Source organism: Flexivirga lutea (assembly GCF_054778955.1).
Genome location: NZ_BAAGZB010000006.1, coordinates 118254 through 133105, shown reverse-complemented (window position 1 = coordinate 133105; position 14852 = coordinate 118254). Strand labels below are relative to the sequence as shown.

Below are 14852 nucleotides of genomic sequence, written 5' to 3'. Positions count from 1 at the left end.
TCAGTCGGTGCCGGCTGCACCCGCTGTCGGTGCCTCGACCCGCCATATCTGGAAGATGTGCTTGCTGCGCTCGGCTCCGGCATAGCTCAACCGGGCCACCTGCAGCCGCGGGTTGCGTGCGGCGATCCCTCGCTGCTGTCCGGGGTCGGTCACCAGCATCACGAAGCCGATCCGGTCCGGGCCGAGGTAGCTGTCCTCGAAGATCAGGTCGCCGGGCCGCTCCTGCCCGGGCGTGACACGGGTGCCGTGCCCGGACGCCAGCCAGCTGCGCTGCTGCTGCGCGGTGCGCGGGATCCGCACACCTGCCTGCGCGTATGCCGCCTGAACGAACGACGAACTGTCCCAGGCGTCCGGACCGTCCGCGCCGAAACGGAACCGGTGTCCGACCTTGCTCTGCGCCCAGCGCACCGCACCGGCCGCTTGCGCCGTACCGGCCGGCTGCGGGACCCCGCTGCAGGCGATGCCGCCCGAGCCGGCGGCATACGCAGCGGCGTAGAAGAGCACGTCGTTGACATACCACTCGGCGTGGTTGTAGCTGAACAACGCCCGGCGAACGCCGGGGTCGCCCGCGGTGGCGCCCCAGGCGTGCAGGGCGTGCGCCGCGGAGAAGACGCTGTCCGCGTCGCTGCGAATGTCGATCCTGCCGTCGCCGTCCCCGTCGACGCCGTAGCGCGCGAACGTGCTCCGCAGGAACTGCATGACGCCTCGCGCACCGGCCGACGAGGTGTGGTTGTTGCGCCCTTGCGCCGTCTCCTCCATCCCGACGCCGGCCAGCAGCTGCCACGGAACGGCATACTGCCGACTCGCCCTCAGATAGAGGCTCATCAGGTCGGCCGGCACTGACAGCGCGCCCTGTTTCATGCTGTGTCGTCGCGGTGAACCCGCAACCGGCAGAGCGGCATTCGTCTTCAACACCGGAGCCGGCGAGGTGCCACTGAGCGGCGCGCCGTGCTCGGCCATGAAGCGGACCGGATCAATCGGCGCACCGTTGCGGTGGACCTCGAAATGCAAGTGCGGCCCGGTGCTGGCGCCGGTGGACCCCTCCTCGCCGAGCACCTGCCCGGCCGCGACCTTGCTCCCGGGCGTGATGCCCGCGGCGATGCGGGCCAGGTGACCGTAGCGGGTCTGCACGCCGTCGGCATGCTGCACCGTCACCTCGTTGCCGAGTCCGCCGAAGGGTGCGGCGCGCACCACGGTGCCGTCGTCCGCAGCGACGACCGGGCCCGGGCCGGGCAGCATCGCCAGGTCCACGCCGGCGTGCAGCCGGCGGTCGTGCGAGATCGGGTTGACGCGGCTGCCGAAGGTCGAGGTGATCACGTAGCGCTGGGCGACCGGCGGCCGCCACCCGGCCGAACCCACCACGCAACTGGGTGCCGATCCCCCGGAGCCGCCGGTGGCGGTGGCCGGTGCCATCGGCAGTGCGACCACTAGAGCTGCCACCGGAAGCGCCGCGAAGCTCCGCAGCCATGACCGTCGACCGACCGAACCAGCGCGCATCCCTGCCTCGTCTCTCCCCGCTCCCCGATGATAGGGGCGATCCGGAGCCAGCGGCCAGTTGTTGTGGTGGCGGGCTAGCATCGGCCCGGTGAACGACCAGCCCACCCCCGCACCCTCTGCCGAGGGCGTCGACGCCGCCGCTCCGCCGGCCGATGTGCTCGTCCGCCGATCGCACACGTTGCAGACCGCCTCCGGCGAGCTGTCCTACACCAGCGAATCCGGCACCGTCGTGTTGCACCGCGACGACCTCGCCGACGGTGTATGGCGTGGGCGCAAGCCCGTGGCGGAGGTCGCGATCACGGCATACACACTCGACGACGCGGCGGCGACCGGACGTCCCGTGACCTTCGCGTTCAACGGTGGCCCGGGCAGTTCCAGCCTGTGGCTGCATCTCGGCCTGCTCGGCCCGCGCCGGGTGGAGATGGGCGACGCCGGCGAGCTGCTGCCCCCGCCCTACGGATTGGTGGACAATCCCGAAACCCCCCTGGCCACAACGGATCTGGTCTTCATCGATCCGGTGTCGACGGGGCTGTCCCGGGTCGTGTCCGGCGAGCAGCCGAAGGACTTCCACGGATTCACGGCCGACATCGAGTCGGTGGCGGAGATCATCCGCTCCTGGGTCACCCGCAACCACCGATGGCTGTCGCCGAAGTTCATCGCCGGCGAGTCGTACGGCACCACCCGCGCGGCCGGGCTGGCGCAGCACCTGCAGGAAAAGCTCGGGATGTACCTCAACGGGCTAATCCTGATCAGCAGTGTGCTCGACTTCGGCACCGCCAATTTCGAGCACGGCAACGACCGCGCGCACGCGCTCTATCTGCCGTTCTACGCCGCGACCGCGCACTTCCACGGCAAGCACGGCGACCGGCCGCTGCGCGAGGTGCTCGACGAGGCCGAGGACTACGCCGCGCGTGACTACCCGTGGGTGCTCTCCCGAGGCAACCGGCTCACCGACGCCGAGCGGGCGGCGGCCGTCTCCCGCATCGCCGGGCTCACCGGACTGACCGAGGACTACGTCGACCGGGCGGACCTGCGGATCGAGCACTGGCGCTTCTTCGGCGAACTACTGCGTCACCGTGGTCTGACGGTCGGCCGCATCGATGCCCGCTTCACCGGCCCCGCGGCCAGCCGGATCGCCGAGTCGATGGACGCCGACCCGTCGATGGACGCCATCACCGGCCCCTACGCGGCCGCCTTCCAGCACTACCTCGGTGTCGAGCTCGGTGTGCGCAGCGACCAGGTCTTCCGGGTGATCAGCGAGGACGTCGGCCGTGACTGGAGTTTCAAGGAGTTCGAGAACTCCGCCGTCTACGTCGTCGACCGGTTGGCTCGGGCGATGCGCCAGAACCCGCATCTCGCAGTGCATTTCGCCTACGGCTACTACGACGGTGCGACACCGTACTCCTGCGCGATGGACGACGTGGCCCGGCTCGCGCCCGAACTCCTGCCCCGCCTGGAGCATCATTTCTACGAATCCGGGCACATGACCTATGTGCACCAGCCGACCAGGGTGCAGCAGAGTGCTGACCTGGCCGACTTCGTGACACGGCACAGCGGACGCAGCGCGTCGCGCTGAGCCGCGGCACGTGCGCTTGCCCAGGATCAAGTCCATGGTTCGACGAGTCGGCTGCTCCGGCAGCCACAGCAGAGGAAGGTGAACGTGTCGTGGCCGATCGACGGGTTCTGGTCACCGGCGGTGCCGGTTTCATCGGGTCGCACCTGGTGGAGCGCTTGCTCGACCGCGGCGACGAGGTGCTGGTGGCCGACAACTTCTACTCCGGCATGCGCTCCAACGTGCACCACCTGCTCGCCAACCCGGCGTTCGAGCTGATCCGGCACGACGTCACCTTCCCCCTGTATGTCGAGGTGGACGAGATCTTCCACCTCGCTTGTCCGGCGAGTCCCGTGTACTACCAGCGAGATCCGGTGCAGACGACCAAGACGAGCGTGCACGGCTCGATCAACATGCTCGGCCTGGCCAAACGCACCGGAGCCAAGATCCTGTTGACCTCCACCTCCGAGGTGTATGGCGACCCGGACGTCCACCCGCAACGGGAGGACTACTGGGGCAACGTCAACCCGATCGGTGTCCGGTCCTGTTACGACGAGGGCAAACGCTGCGCCGAGACACTCTTCTTCGACTACCGCCGTCAGCACGAGCTACCGATCAAGGTGGCCCGTCTCTTCAACACCTACGGGCCCCGGATGCGTCCGGACGACGGGCGGGTGGTGTCCAACTTCATCATGCTGGCCCTGCGCGGCGACCCGATCACGATTTACGGCGACGGGCTGCAGACCCGGTCGTTCTGCTACGTCGACGACCTGGTGGGCGGGTTGCTCACGCTGATGGACTCCGACCCCTCGTTCACCGGGCCGGTCAACCTCGGCAACACCGGCGAGTTCACCATGCTGCAGCTCGCCGAGCTGGTCATCGAGTTGACCGGAAGCAGTTCACCGATCGTGCACGAGCCGCTGCCCGAGGACGACCCGACGCGGCGCCGCCCCGACATCTCCCTGGCCAAGGATGCCCTCGGCTGGGAGCCGGTCACCCCCCTGGCGGAGGGCTTGGCCTGCACCGTCGAGCACTTCCGGGCCGCCGTCGACCGCTGAGCGACGGCATACGCAGGCAGTCCGGGTTCACTCGGCCGGCGCGAACTCCTCGACCAGCGGCACGACATCGGCGATCGACTCCACGACCCGCGTCGGGACGAAGGGATGCCGGGCGACCTGTTCGCGCGTCGTCGACCCGGTGAGCACCAGGATGGTGCGCAGCCCCGCCTCCAGGCCGCTCACCACGTCGGTGTCCATCCGGTCGCCGATCATGACCGTCGTCTCCGAGTGCGCCTCGATCCGGTTGAGCGCGCTGCGCATCATCAACGGGTTGGGCTTGCCGACGTAATAGGGTTCGACACCGGTGGCGCGCGTGATGAGCGCGGCGATCGCGCCGGTCGCCGGCAGCAGTCCGTCCGTCGAGGGACCACTGGGGTCGGGATTGGTCGCGATGAACCGGGCGCCGCCCGCGACCAGCCGGATGGCCCGGGTGATCGCCTCGAACGAATAGGTGCGGGTCTCCCCCAGCACGACATAGTCCGGTTCGCGCGAGGTCATGATGTAGCCGATGTCGTGCAGTGCAGTGGTCAGCCCGGCCTCGCCCACGACGTATGCCGAGCCGTTCGGCCGCTGGTCGTCCAGGAACTGCGCGGTCGCCAGCGCCGACGTCCAGATCGCGCTCTCCGGTATGTCGATGCCGCTCGCGTGCAGCCGGGCGCGCAGGTCCCGGGGCGTGTAGATCGAGTTGTTGGTGAGGACGAGGAACCGCAGGCCCAGGCCCTGCAACCGGCCGAGGAACTCGGCCGCACCCGGTATGGCGCGCTCCTCGTGCACGAGAACGCCGTCCATGTCGGTGAGCCAGCTGCGGACCTCTCGCTTCTCGGTCATGCCGTCAGTATTGCCGGTCCGCGGCCCGCGTCGGGGACGCGGCGGCTCAGAACGGCAGGCCGGCCCGGTAATGCGCCTGCACCTGGGCAGCGGTCAGTGCCTTGGTGTAGAGCGCGGCGTACTGCAATCCGCCGTCCAGGTAGGTGGCGTTGGTGCCGGTCGGCGCGTTCGTCCAGCCGCTGAAGCTGTCATTGCCGAGCCGCCAGTAGGCCCGCGCGATGGTTTCGCTCGGGCCGGTGCCCGAGGCGACGAGGACGCCGTCGACATACAACTGCTTCGCTCCGGCGTTGTAGACGGCCACCACGTGATGCCACGCCCCATCGGCGTAGCTGGTGCCGGCCGGCGACAAGAGCTCCTGGTTGGTGCTGTTCTGATAGGTCGCGAAATCGAGGCGGCCGGTGGCGGTGAAGAAGACCTGCAGGCCCTTCTGGGACGAGCCGTTCGCCGTCGTGCCGTTGTCGCCGAAGCCCATCAACTGACCCTTGGCCACGGATGTCCGCACCCAGATCTCCTGGGTGAGCACCGACCCGGCGGCGATGCTCGTCGTCCCGGCGGTGCTGACCCAGCGCGCGAGGATCCCGGACAGGGCCGGCGTGGTCGTGTAGTAGGTCTGCGCGTCACGTCGGCATCCCCCGCCCGAGGCGAACCCGCTGCCGAGCGCGCTGCCGACGAAGGTGGCGTCGGTGCCGCTGCCCGCGCTGCCCTGGTTGGTGCCACCGCCGGTGCTGGCCAATGAGTACATCCGGATCGGCGAGTCGGCCAGCTCTGTTGCCTAACACGTCCACAGCGCGCTGCGAATACTGTTGGCACCGTTGGTGATCGAGCCGGTGAACGCCGACATGGATTGTCCCCCACCGAGTGTCAGCAGCGTGGTCAGAGCGGCTGCGAACAGCAGCGCCACGGCGCGCAGCACCACCGGACGGCGGGCACACCGAACAGGGCCGAGTCGTGGCGTCATACGACCACGCCTTCGATCGTCCGGTGTCTGCGTCCCAGCCACAAGGCGGCCAAAAACGGTGCGGCACAACAAGATACGACCGCGACGAGCCACCACCCGGTCAGATGCGGCGACGCCTGCAGCGGCAGCCGCGCGTAGGCATCCAGCTCACCGCCGGTCACAGTGCCCAGCTCGCCGGCGACCAGGTGCACCTGGTCGCCACCGGCCGCCTGGACCGAGATCGGCAACAGTCCGGTGGAGACGACATCGGCCTCGGTGGCGCCGTGGGTATGGCGAGCCGACGCCACCTGCACGCCGACCAGCGGCCGCTGCACCAGGATCACACCGGCGACCAGCAGCGACGCGCCGAACACCCGGACCGCGGTGCGGATGGGCATCCGGATCCGGCGCGTGACCAGCCAGCCGAGCGCCCCGAGACCGAGCAGCCAGGGCATCGCGCGCACCACGAAGCCCATCGCCCACCAGCGTGCGACCACCTTGCCGACCAGTTGGTCACCGGTCGTGCGGTAGGGATCGACGGTGCCGTTGTCGTCGCCCTGGGTCCGGACGACGCCGTCCTGCACCTGCACGACTCGATGGGTGTATGTCGCACCCGTCGGGCTGTGGAACGACACGATGTCGCCGGGATGCAACCGGTCCGGCGTGGTCGGCCGAGTGAGCACCAGCGTCCCCACCGGTGCCGCCTCGCCCATGGACGCGGTCTCGATGGTCAGCCAACGACCGCCGGTGCCGCGCCATACACCGGCGGCGACCAGCAGGGCGGCGAGCAGGACCGCGACGGCGATCCAGGCCGCACGCCGCCACGCGAGGTGTCTCAGGACGACATTGCCCACGTCATGGGCTGGGAGGCGGTCAGTCCTTGATGGCCGTTGCCGAGGTTGGCCGGCATCGACACCACGAACGTGTAGGCCTGCGACGCCTTCGGCGCCAGCGCGGTCAGCGTCTGCGGCGTGGTGGTGAACGTGTCCAGCGACCCGGTGTAGATGGGTGTGCCGGTGGCGGTCGCCGCGGCATACACGTTGAGGTTGACCTTGGAGCAGAAGTCGGTCGCCGCGGGCACCCCCTGCGGCGCACCGCTCTGGGTGCAGTTGCCGGGAGTCATCGTGAAGGTCTTGGGCGTGACGGAACCCTGGTTGGTGAGTTTGACCGTCGTCGTGGTCGAGCCGCCCGGAGCCAGCGACTGTCCGCCGTACTTGTTGATCGTGGAGCAGGTCGCGGCGTTGGTCGTGTTGCCGTCGGTGCTCAGGCAGGTCACCGAACCGTCGGAGTTCTGCTCCTGCAGCACCAGCGAGCCGGTGGTCGTGGTGTTGACGGTGTTCTGGATGGACGCCGCGAAGGCCGACAGGGTGCCGGTGGTGGTCAACGCGAGGGCGGTGGTGCCGAGCACGCCGGCGACGACGACGCTGGGCGCGACAGGCAGCTTGGACAGGCGAGAACGAAGGGACATCACGACTTCTTTGGCGGAATGTCGGTTGAGCAGGACTGCACGGGTCGCCCGGCGCCCCGGTGGCCCGGACGAGCTGTGCCTCGACGGACTCACCACCTCCTCCCACCTCCTTTATTGCAAAGATTCAGCTTCCTTGCAGAAAGTCGTGGTTGTGACATAGGTCACACTTCGGGCCTACGCCAACGGGCGCCACGGAAAACCGTGACGCCCGTTGCGGTGCGGTGCAGAGGTCAGGCCGCGTTGCCCATGGCCTGCTGCAGGTTCTCGTCGATCGCGGCGAGGAACTCCTCGGTGGTCAGGTAGCTCTGCTCCGGGCCGATGAGCAGCGCGAGGTCCTTGGTCATCTGGCCACCCTCGACGGTCTCGACGCAAACGCGCTCCAGCGTCTCGGCGAACCGGGTGACCTCAGGCGTGCCGTCCAGCTTGCCCCGGTGCGCGATGCCGCGGGTCCACGCGAAGATCGACGCAATCGGGTTGGTCGAGGTCGCCTTGCCCTGCTGGTGCTGCCGGTAGTGGCGGGTGACGGTGCCGTGCGCGGCCTCCGCCTCGACGGTCTTGCCGTCCGGGGTCATCAGCACCGACGTCATCAGGCCGAGCGAGCCGAATCCCTGTGCGACGGTGTCGGACTGGACGTCGCCGTCGTAGTTCTTGCAGGCCCAGAGGTAGCCGCCCTCCCACTTCAGCGACGCAGCGACCATGTCGTCGATCAGCCGGTGCTCGTAGGTGATGCCGGCGGCGTCGAACTGCTCCTTGAACTCCTCCTCGAAGATGCGGGCGAAGATGTCCTTGAACTGGCCGTCATACGCCTTGAGGATGGTGTTCTTGGTCGACAGGTAGCACGGGACGTTGCGCTGCAGGGCGTAGTTGAGCGACGCGCGGGCGAAGTCCTCGATGGATTTGTTGTAGTTGTACATCCCCATCGCGACGCCGCCGTCCTCGCCGTACTCGGCGACCTCGTGGACCTCGGGCTCACCGCCGTCGGCGGGGGTGTAGGTGATGGTCACCGTGCCGGCGCCGGGCACCTTGAAGTTCTGCGCCTTGTACTGGTCGGCGTGCGCGTGACGGCCGATGATGATCGGCTTGGTCCAGCCGGGCACCAGCCGCGGGACGTTGGAGATGATGATCGGCTCACGGAAGATGACGCCGCCGAGGATGTTGCGGATCGTGCCGTTGGGGCTCTTCCACATCTCCTTCAGGCCGAACTCCTCGACGCGGGCCTCGTCCGGGGTGATCGTCGCGCACTTGACGCCGACGCCGAACTCCTTGATCGCGTTGGCCGCGTCGACGGTGATCTGGTCATCGGTGGCGTCGCGGCTCTCGATGCCGAGGTCGTAGTACAACAGGTCGACGTCGAGGTAGGGGTGGATCAGCCGGTCCTTGATGAACTGCCAGATGATGCGCGTCATCTCGTCACCGTCGAGTTCGACGATCGGGTTCGTGACCTTGATCTTCTCCATGCCTGCTTCTGGCTCCTTGCTGGGTGTTGCCGGCTGATGTGGACCGGGTGGTCGTGGCGCTGTCGCGCCATACCAGGCTAGCCGGGTGGCGACAAGACCTCGGTGCCAGGCCTTGCCCATGCGCTGCTAGCGTCATACGGGAAAGACCACTTTCTCGTCCATCAGGGAGTTCTCGTGAGCGCAACGCCTGTCAAGGTCGCCGTCACCGGCGCCGCCGGCAACATCGGTTACAGCCTGCTTTTCCGCATCGCCGCCGGGGACCTCTTCGGCCCGGACACCCCGGTCGAGCTCCGCCTGCTGGAGATCACCCCGGCTCTGAAGGCCCTCGAGGGCGTCGTGATGGAGCTGGACGACAGCGCCTTCCCGCTGCTGGCCGGCGTCGAGATCGGCGACGACGCCAAGAAGGTCTTCGACGGCGTCAACCACGCTCTGCTGGTCGGTGCGAAGCCGCGCGGCCCGGGCATGGAGCGCGGCGACCTGCTCAAGGACAACGGCGGCATCTTCGGCCCGCAGGGCAAGGCCCTCAACGAGGTCGCGGCCGACGACATCAAGGTGACCGTGACCGGCAACCCGGCCAACACCAACGCGCTGATCGCGATGAGCAACGCTCCCGACATCCCGAACGAGCGGTTCACCGCACTGACCCGCCTGGACCACAACCGTGCGCTGGCCCAGTTGGCCGCCAAGCTCGGTGTGCGGACCACGGACATCAGCCAGATGTCGATCTGGGGCAACCACTCCGCGACGCAGTACCCCGACCTGTTCCACGCGCAGGTCGGCGGCAAGTCCGCGGCCGAGGCGATCAGCGACCAGGACTGGATCGCGAACACCTACATCCCCACCGTCGCCAAGCGCGGCGCCGCTATCATCGACGCCCGCGGTGCCTCGTCCGCAGCCTCCGCCGCGTCGGCGACCATCGACCACGCCCGCGACTGGGAGCACGGCACCGACGGTGCCTGGGTGTCGATGTCGGTCCCGTCCGACGGCTCCTACGACGTGCCCGAGGGCATCATCAGCTCGTTCCCGGTGACCGTGGCCGACGGCAAGTGGTCGATCGTGCAAGGTCTGGAGATCGATGATTTCTCCCGCGGCAAGATCGACGCCTCCGTCAAGGAACTCCTCGGCGAGCGCGACACCGTCAAGGAGCTCGGCCTCATCTGAGGTCCCATCCCTTCGTGCAACGGGCGCCGGTCGACATGACCGGCGCCCGTTGCATGTGCCGCCGGACTGCTCTCGGCCGGCCGTGCTGGTCGACCGACCGTCGACAACGGGCGACCGTTGCCGGTTATGCACGCCTCGCCCCCGCCGGTCGACGCCCTGCCGCTAGCTGCCCGCGAGAGGCGTCAGCTTCACGATGCTGAAGATGACGCCGACCGCGCAGGCAATGAGCAGGAACGCGGCACCGTCCAGGGCCCGCGAACGTATGACGAATGCGCCGACAACGCTGTCCGGCAACGCCATCCGGCCGAGCCCGGCGACGGCGAAGACCCCGGCCAGCAGGTAGCCGCCGAGACGGACCGAGCCGGTCGTCAGGACGATCAGGGCGACCGCGCTTCCCAGGATCACAAACCACCACAGCGGCCCGAGACGAAACTTGTTCACCCCTGCTCCGTGCGTTCCGCCTGTCGTTCGGCGGCGACCACCACGTTGGTGAGGAGCATCGCGCGGGTCATCGGGCCGACACCGCCGGGGTTCGGAGTGAGGTGTCCGGCGACGTCCGCCACACCCGGCGCCACGTCACCGGCGATCTTGCCGTCGACCCGTGAGACGCCGACGTCGAGCACCGCCGCGCCCGGCTTGACCATGTCGGCGGTGATCAGGCCCGGCACCCCTGCCGCCGCGATGACGACGTCGGCGCTCCGCGTGTGCGCGGCCAGATCGCGCGTGCCGGTGTGGCACAGCGTCACCGTGGCGTTCTCGGTGCGGCGGGTCAGCAGCAGACCCAGCGGCCGGCCCACGGTCAGTCCGCGTCCGACCACGACCACCTCGGCGCCGTTCAGGCCCACGTCATACCGGCGCAGCAACTCGATCGCACCGATCGGCGTGCACGGCAGCGGCCCGGACTCCCCCAGCACCAGCTTGCCCAAGTTGACCGGGTGCAGCCCGTCAACGTCCTTGTCCGGGGAAACCCTTGACAACAGTGCGAATTCGTCGAGTCCGGTGGGCTGTTGGACCAGGAAGCCGGTGCACGCCGGATCGTCGTTCAGCTCGTCGATGACCGCTTCGACCTCACCCTGGGTCGCGGTCGCGGGCAGATCGCGACGGATGGAATGGATGCCGATGCTGGCGCAGTCCTTGTGCTTGGCCCCGACATACCAGTGCGACGCAGGGTCGTCGCCGACCAGCACGGTGCCCAGCCCGGGCACGATCCCGCGCTCGGCGAGCGCCGCCACGCGGGCGCGCAACTCGTCCTTGATCGCCACCAGGGTGGCCTTGCCGTCCAGGATCGTCGCCGTCACGCCTTGCATCTTTTCACGCGTGGCCCGCGCCGCGTCGGACCCGGTCGATCAGCCCGGGATGAGCGAGAAGCGCACGGTGCGGTCGGCGTTGTCGATGTTCAGGTCGACCAGGCAGATGCTCTGCCAGGTGCCGAGCGCGAGGCGGCCCCCGACGACCGGCACGGAGGCGTACGGCGGGATCAGCGCCGGCATCACGTGCGACCGGCCGTGTCCGCGACTGCCGTGTGCGTGCTGCCAGCGCTCGTCGGCCGGCAACAGCTCGCGCAGTGCGGCGAGCAGGTCGTCGTCGCTGCCGGCGCCCGTCTCGATGATCGCGAGTCCGGCGGTCGCGTGTGGCACGAAGAGGTGCAACACGCCGTCCGGTCCGTCGGCCGCGAACTGCTCGCACTCACGGGTGATGTCGAGGACGATTTCCTTGTCACCGGTGTGGAATTCACGAGTCTCGGTGCGCATGATCGGTCCATTCCCTCCTACAGCGTTCAGTCGGTCCCTGCGCGCTGCAGCTTCTCCGCAGCGCTGAGCCAATCGTCTACGTGGTCGGCCATGATCCGGGCCCCCTTGCGCCGGTAGGCCTGCCGCGCTCGGTCGGCCGCTGCCTGCGCGCCCGCGCGGTCACCCAGGATGATCAACGTGACCGCTTCGTCGACCGCCTGCTCGGCGAGGGTGATCGGCATCGACATACCCGCTGTCTCGTCGCGCGCCTCGCGCACCCGCTGCAGGGCCAACTCGGCGTTGCCGGTCGCGGCCAGCAGCTGTGCGGCGACCGACTCGCGCAGCCCGGGTGCGTAGCCGTCGTCCTCCAGGGTCGGTGCCTCCGGGTCGCCGTCGAACGCCTCCAACGCCGCGTCCAGGTCACCGGTCCGCAGCAGCATGCGCACGATCCACATGCTGTTCTCCAGCTGTGCCATGCCGCTCAGCCGGGGTAGCGCGTCCTGCAACGCGTCGGCCGCGGCCCGGGCGTCGCCGAAGCTGTAGAGAGCCATCGCCCACCGGTCGGTCTCCCGCGCCAGGTAATCGGGTCCGCTGGACAGCTGCTCGACCTGCTCCCAGTCGGCGGTCGCGCCTGCCCGGTCGCCCTGCATGGCCCGCAGCCACACCCGTAGCGGCAGGAGGGTCAGGATGCGTTCGTGTTGCGCTGCGCCGGAACTGATCGCCTGGTCGACGTCCTCCAGCACCAGGCTGACTGGTTCGTCGCTCCACATGCCGTATTCGACGCGTGCGAAGGTGAGCCGTCGCCGCACCGGGCGGTCCTCCAGCTGCTCGGCGAGCTCCGTGAGGCGGCTCACCTCGCCGAGCCCTTCCGTCATACGACCGGCGAGGCCGTAGGCCAGCAAACGCGCCCAGCCCACGTCGAGGGTCAACGACGGTAGGTCGAATCCTGTTGCGTCACCGACGAGTTCGGTTGCCAGGGCGATGCCTTCCAGCGGAGTTGTCGCGGCGCTGTGCAGCCGCCCGGCGAGCAGGACGCCCTCCCGGTGCACCAACCAGGCCGGCGCCTCGTCGAGCTTCTTGTCGAAGGCCTGGACGACCTCCTCGATCTGGTGGAAGTCCTGATGGTCGGAGCGCATGAACGCGCGGTGGGCGACGTCGTGCAGCCGCGGATCGCCGTCGGCATACAACGGGATGAGCTCCAGGTATGCCGCCCTGGCGCCGGGTTCGCCGCGCAGGTCGAGTTCCTCGGCGGCGTCGAAGGAGGCCCGCGCGGCCCGATCGCGCACGCGTTCGATGAGGGAGACGTCGGAGGAGACGAGGGCGATCTCGTCATAGGCCTTGCGCACGTGCTCGGCGATGGCGCGGCGCTGCGAGCCGGCGAGTTGCTCCGCGTGGGCGGCGATCCAGTCGGCTGCCCGCAGGTGGCGTTCGGAACGCACCTGGCGCGCCTGGGTGCGGTATGCCGTCTCCATCAGCATCGACTGCGCGAACTGATAGCGGGTGAAGCCCGAGCTGTCCTGGTCGCCCAGCTCGAGGATGTTGAGTTGGCGCAGCCGGTGCGCGACGTCGTTGCCGTCGTCCTCCGGGTCCGGGTTGGCGGTGCGGACCGGCCCGACCGCCTCCGCGTAGAACTCGCGACCGAGGATCGAGCCGACCTCGCAGAAGGCACGCTCCATCGGTGTCAACCGGTCCAGCGTCGCCTCGAAAAGGGTGTGCACCGAGACCGGCAGCTCCTCGCCGTCGCACATGGAGTTCAGCAGGACCTCGAACACCTGCGGGTTGCCATCGCTGCGCCGGATCAACGCATCGAGCGTCACCTCGACCGACCGACCGGATTCGGTTGCCGCTGCTTCGAGCTCGGGCAGTCGCTCCGCCGCCATCTCCCGCAGCTCCGGGGCTTCGAGCGGATCGACCGGCTCGACACGGGACTGTTGACCACCGCCCCACATCGGGCGCCGCTCGAAGAGCTCGGGCCGGGTCGTGCAGATGGTGAGCACCGGGTAGGTCAGCAACGGTTCGACGAGCTGCTCGATCAGGTCCAGCATCGGCTCGCTGGCCCAGTGGATGTCCTTCCACCACACCGCGATCGGACCGCCGAGGGCGAGCCGGGACAACACCTTGCGGACCGCCCACACGATGTCGTCGGTCGACGTGGTCTCTTGCGACCGTGCGGTCGCCGACTCCAGCCGCCGGATGATCGCGGTCGCGGTGCGCTCGTCGAACATCTTGGTGACCGTCGCCGACCAGTCCTCGCCGATGCTGGACAACAGTTTGTTGAGCGGTCCGTAGTTGCCGTCGGTGCCCAGCGGTTGAGCGGTGCCGCGCAGCACCCGCAGCCCGTCGCGCTCCTCCAGCAGGTGCGAGACCATGCGGTTCTTGCCGATGCCGGGTTCGCCGACATACGTCACGAACCAGCCCTGTCCGAGCCGACGCGACCGGTCGGCGATGCCGCCGAGATCGCGCAGCTCGACCTCGCGACCGACGAACGGAGTGCGGCGGATGTCGCCCGAGCGTGCGGCGCGGTCGACGACCTGGTAGACGTCCTGCGGCTCGGTCTTGCCACGGTGGGTGATCGGGCCGACGAAGTCGAGGGCGACCTCCGCGCCCACGAGCGCCGCCACGGTGTCACCGACATAGGTCTCGTCCGGCCCGGCCGCCGCCTCCAGCCGCGCCGCGACGTTGACCGCGTCGCCGGTGACCGAGAACTGCCCATCGGGCTGGTGGGTCACGAAGACCTCGCCGGAGTTGATGCCGATCCGCACCCGCAGCCGCTGCCCGAGCCGCCCCTGCATGCGCTTGGACAGGTCGCGCATCGCCTCATGTATGTCGGTCGCGGCCGCCACGGCCCGCACCGCGTCGTCCTCGCGGGTCGCCGGCACGCCGAACACCGCCATGACGGCATCGCCGATGAACTTCTCGACGGTCCCACCGTACTTCCACACGATGCGTGAAACGGCATCGAAGTAGCGGGCCAGGCTGGCCCGCAACGCTTCGGGATCGAGCGACTCGCCGAGTCCGGTGGAGCCCACGATGTCGACGAAGAGGATGACCACGTGCTTGCGCACCGGTGCCTGCAGACCGCCCTGGGCGAGCGCCGCACCGCAGTTGGGACAGAATTTCGTGCCGGCGGGTGACTCGAAACCGCAACGCCAACAGGTGATCAC

At 68.9% G+C, this 14852-nt stretch carries 14 protein-coding genes; 3 read left to right on the top strand and 11 right to left on the bottom strand.

All coding sequences use genetic code 11. From position 1 onward, the window contains the following. The gene (locus ACYVBN_RS17665; protein ID WP_460601654.1) at positions 1-1440 is read right to left on the bottom strand and encodes a peptidoglycan DD-metalloendopeptidase family protein; all 1440 of its coding nucleotides are present in this window, start codon (positions 1438-1440) and stop codon (positions 1-3) included. Positions 1441-1585: 145 nt separating this feature from the next. Here ACYVBN_RS17665 and ACYVBN_RS17660 point away from each other — a divergent pair, with 145 nt between their 5' ends. Then, complete coding sequence (locus ACYVBN_RS17660; RefSeq protein ID WP_460601653.1) at positions 1586-3073, top strand: S10 family peptidase; 1488 nt, start codon at positions 1586-1588, stop codon at positions 3071-3073. A gap of 89 nt (positions 3074-3162) precedes the next feature. Beyond that, on the top strand, positions 3163-4107 hold the full coding sequence (locus ACYVBN_RS17655) for a UDP-glucuronic acid decarboxylase family protein (RefSeq protein ID WP_460601652.1): 945 nt from the start codon (positions 3163-3165) through the stop codon (positions 4105-4107). A gap of 27 nt (positions 4108-4134) precedes the next feature. Here ACYVBN_RS17655 and ACYVBN_RS17650 read toward each other — a convergent pair whose 3' ends face one another. From ACYVBN_RS17650 to ACYVBN_RS17625, 6 genes are all read right to left on the bottom strand, one after another. Beyond that, positions 4135-4935 (bottom strand): HAD-IIA family hydrolase, encoded by an 801-nt coding sequence (locus ACYVBN_RS17650; protein WP_460601651.1) that lies wholly within the window; start codon positions 4933-4935, stop codon positions 4135-4137. A 46-nt stretch (positions 4936-4981) separates the two neighbouring features. After that, positions 4982-5668 carry a LamG-like jellyroll fold domain-containing protein gene (locus ACYVBN_RS17645; RefSeq protein WP_460601650.1) on the bottom strand — a complete coding sequence of 229 codons (687 nt, stop codon included), beginning with the start codon at positions 5666-5668 and terminating at the stop codon, positions 4982-4984. A gap of 39 nt (positions 5669-5707) precedes the next feature. Further along, positions 5708-5893, bottom strand: a complete 186-nt coding sequence (locus tag ACYVBN_RS17640; RefSeq protein WP_460601649.1) for a hypothetical protein — start codon at positions 5891-5893, stop codon at positions 5708-5710. Next, a complete protein-coding gene (locus ACYVBN_RS17635; RefSeq protein WP_460601648.1) occupies positions 5890-6726 on the bottom strand; it encodes a S24/S26 family peptidase in 837 nt (278 codons plus the stop codon). The genes ACYVBN_RS17640 and ACYVBN_RS17635 overlap by 4 nt, the downstream gene beginning before the upstream one ends. Then, positions 6708-7340 (bottom strand): hypothetical protein, encoded by a 633-nt coding sequence (locus tag ACYVBN_RS17630; protein WP_460601647.1) that lies wholly within the window; start codon positions 7338-7340, stop codon positions 6708-6710. Before ACYVBN_RS17630 ends, ACYVBN_RS17635 begins: the two co-directional genes overlap by 19 nt. A 230-nt stretch (positions 7341-7570) precedes the next feature. Continuing rightward, positions 7571-8797, bottom strand: a complete 1227-nt coding sequence (locus tag ACYVBN_RS17625; protein WP_460601646.1) for an NADP-dependent isocitrate dehydrogenase — start codon at positions 8795-8797, stop codon at positions 7571-7573. A 174-nt stretch (positions 8798-8971) separates the two neighbouring features. Between ACYVBN_RS17625 and ACYVBN_RS17620 the strand changes: the two genes are divergently transcribed. After that, a complete protein-coding gene (locus tag ACYVBN_RS17620) occupies positions 8972-9958 on the top strand; it encodes a malate dehydrogenase (protein ID WP_460601645.1) in 987 nt (328 codons plus the stop codon). Positions 9959-10120: 162 nt separating this feature from the next. On the opposite strand, the gene ACYVBN_RS17615 is transcribed toward ACYVBN_RS17620, so the two are convergent. Genes ACYVBN_RS17615 through ACYVBN_RS17600 form a run of 4 tightly spaced genes read right to left on the bottom strand, consistent with a single transcriptional unit; the run spans position 10121 to position 14852 of the window. Beyond that, entirely contained in the window at positions 10121-10399 is a 279-nt protein-coding gene (locus ACYVBN_RS17615; protein ID WP_440283966.1) for a DUF3017 domain-containing protein, read from the bottom strand. Continuing rightward, the gene (locus ACYVBN_RS17610) at positions 10396-11256 is read right to left on the bottom strand and encodes a bifunctional methylenetetrahydrofolate dehydrogenase/methenyltetrahydrofolate cyclohydrolase (RefSeq protein WP_460601644.1); all 861 of its coding nucleotides are present in this window, start codon (positions 11254-11256) and stop codon (positions 10396-10398) included. The genes ACYVBN_RS17615 and ACYVBN_RS17610 overlap by 4 nt, the downstream gene beginning before the upstream one ends. Positions 11257-11304: 48 nt before the next feature. Next, entirely contained in the window at positions 11305-11709 is a 405-nt protein-coding gene (locus ACYVBN_RS17605; RefSeq protein WP_460601643.1) for a YjbQ family protein, read from the bottom strand. Positions 11710-11735: 26 nt separating this feature from the next. After that, entirely contained in the window at positions 11736-14852 is a 3117-nt protein-coding gene (locus tag ACYVBN_RS17600; protein ID WP_460601642.1) for an adenylate/guanylate cyclase domain-containing protein, read from the bottom strand.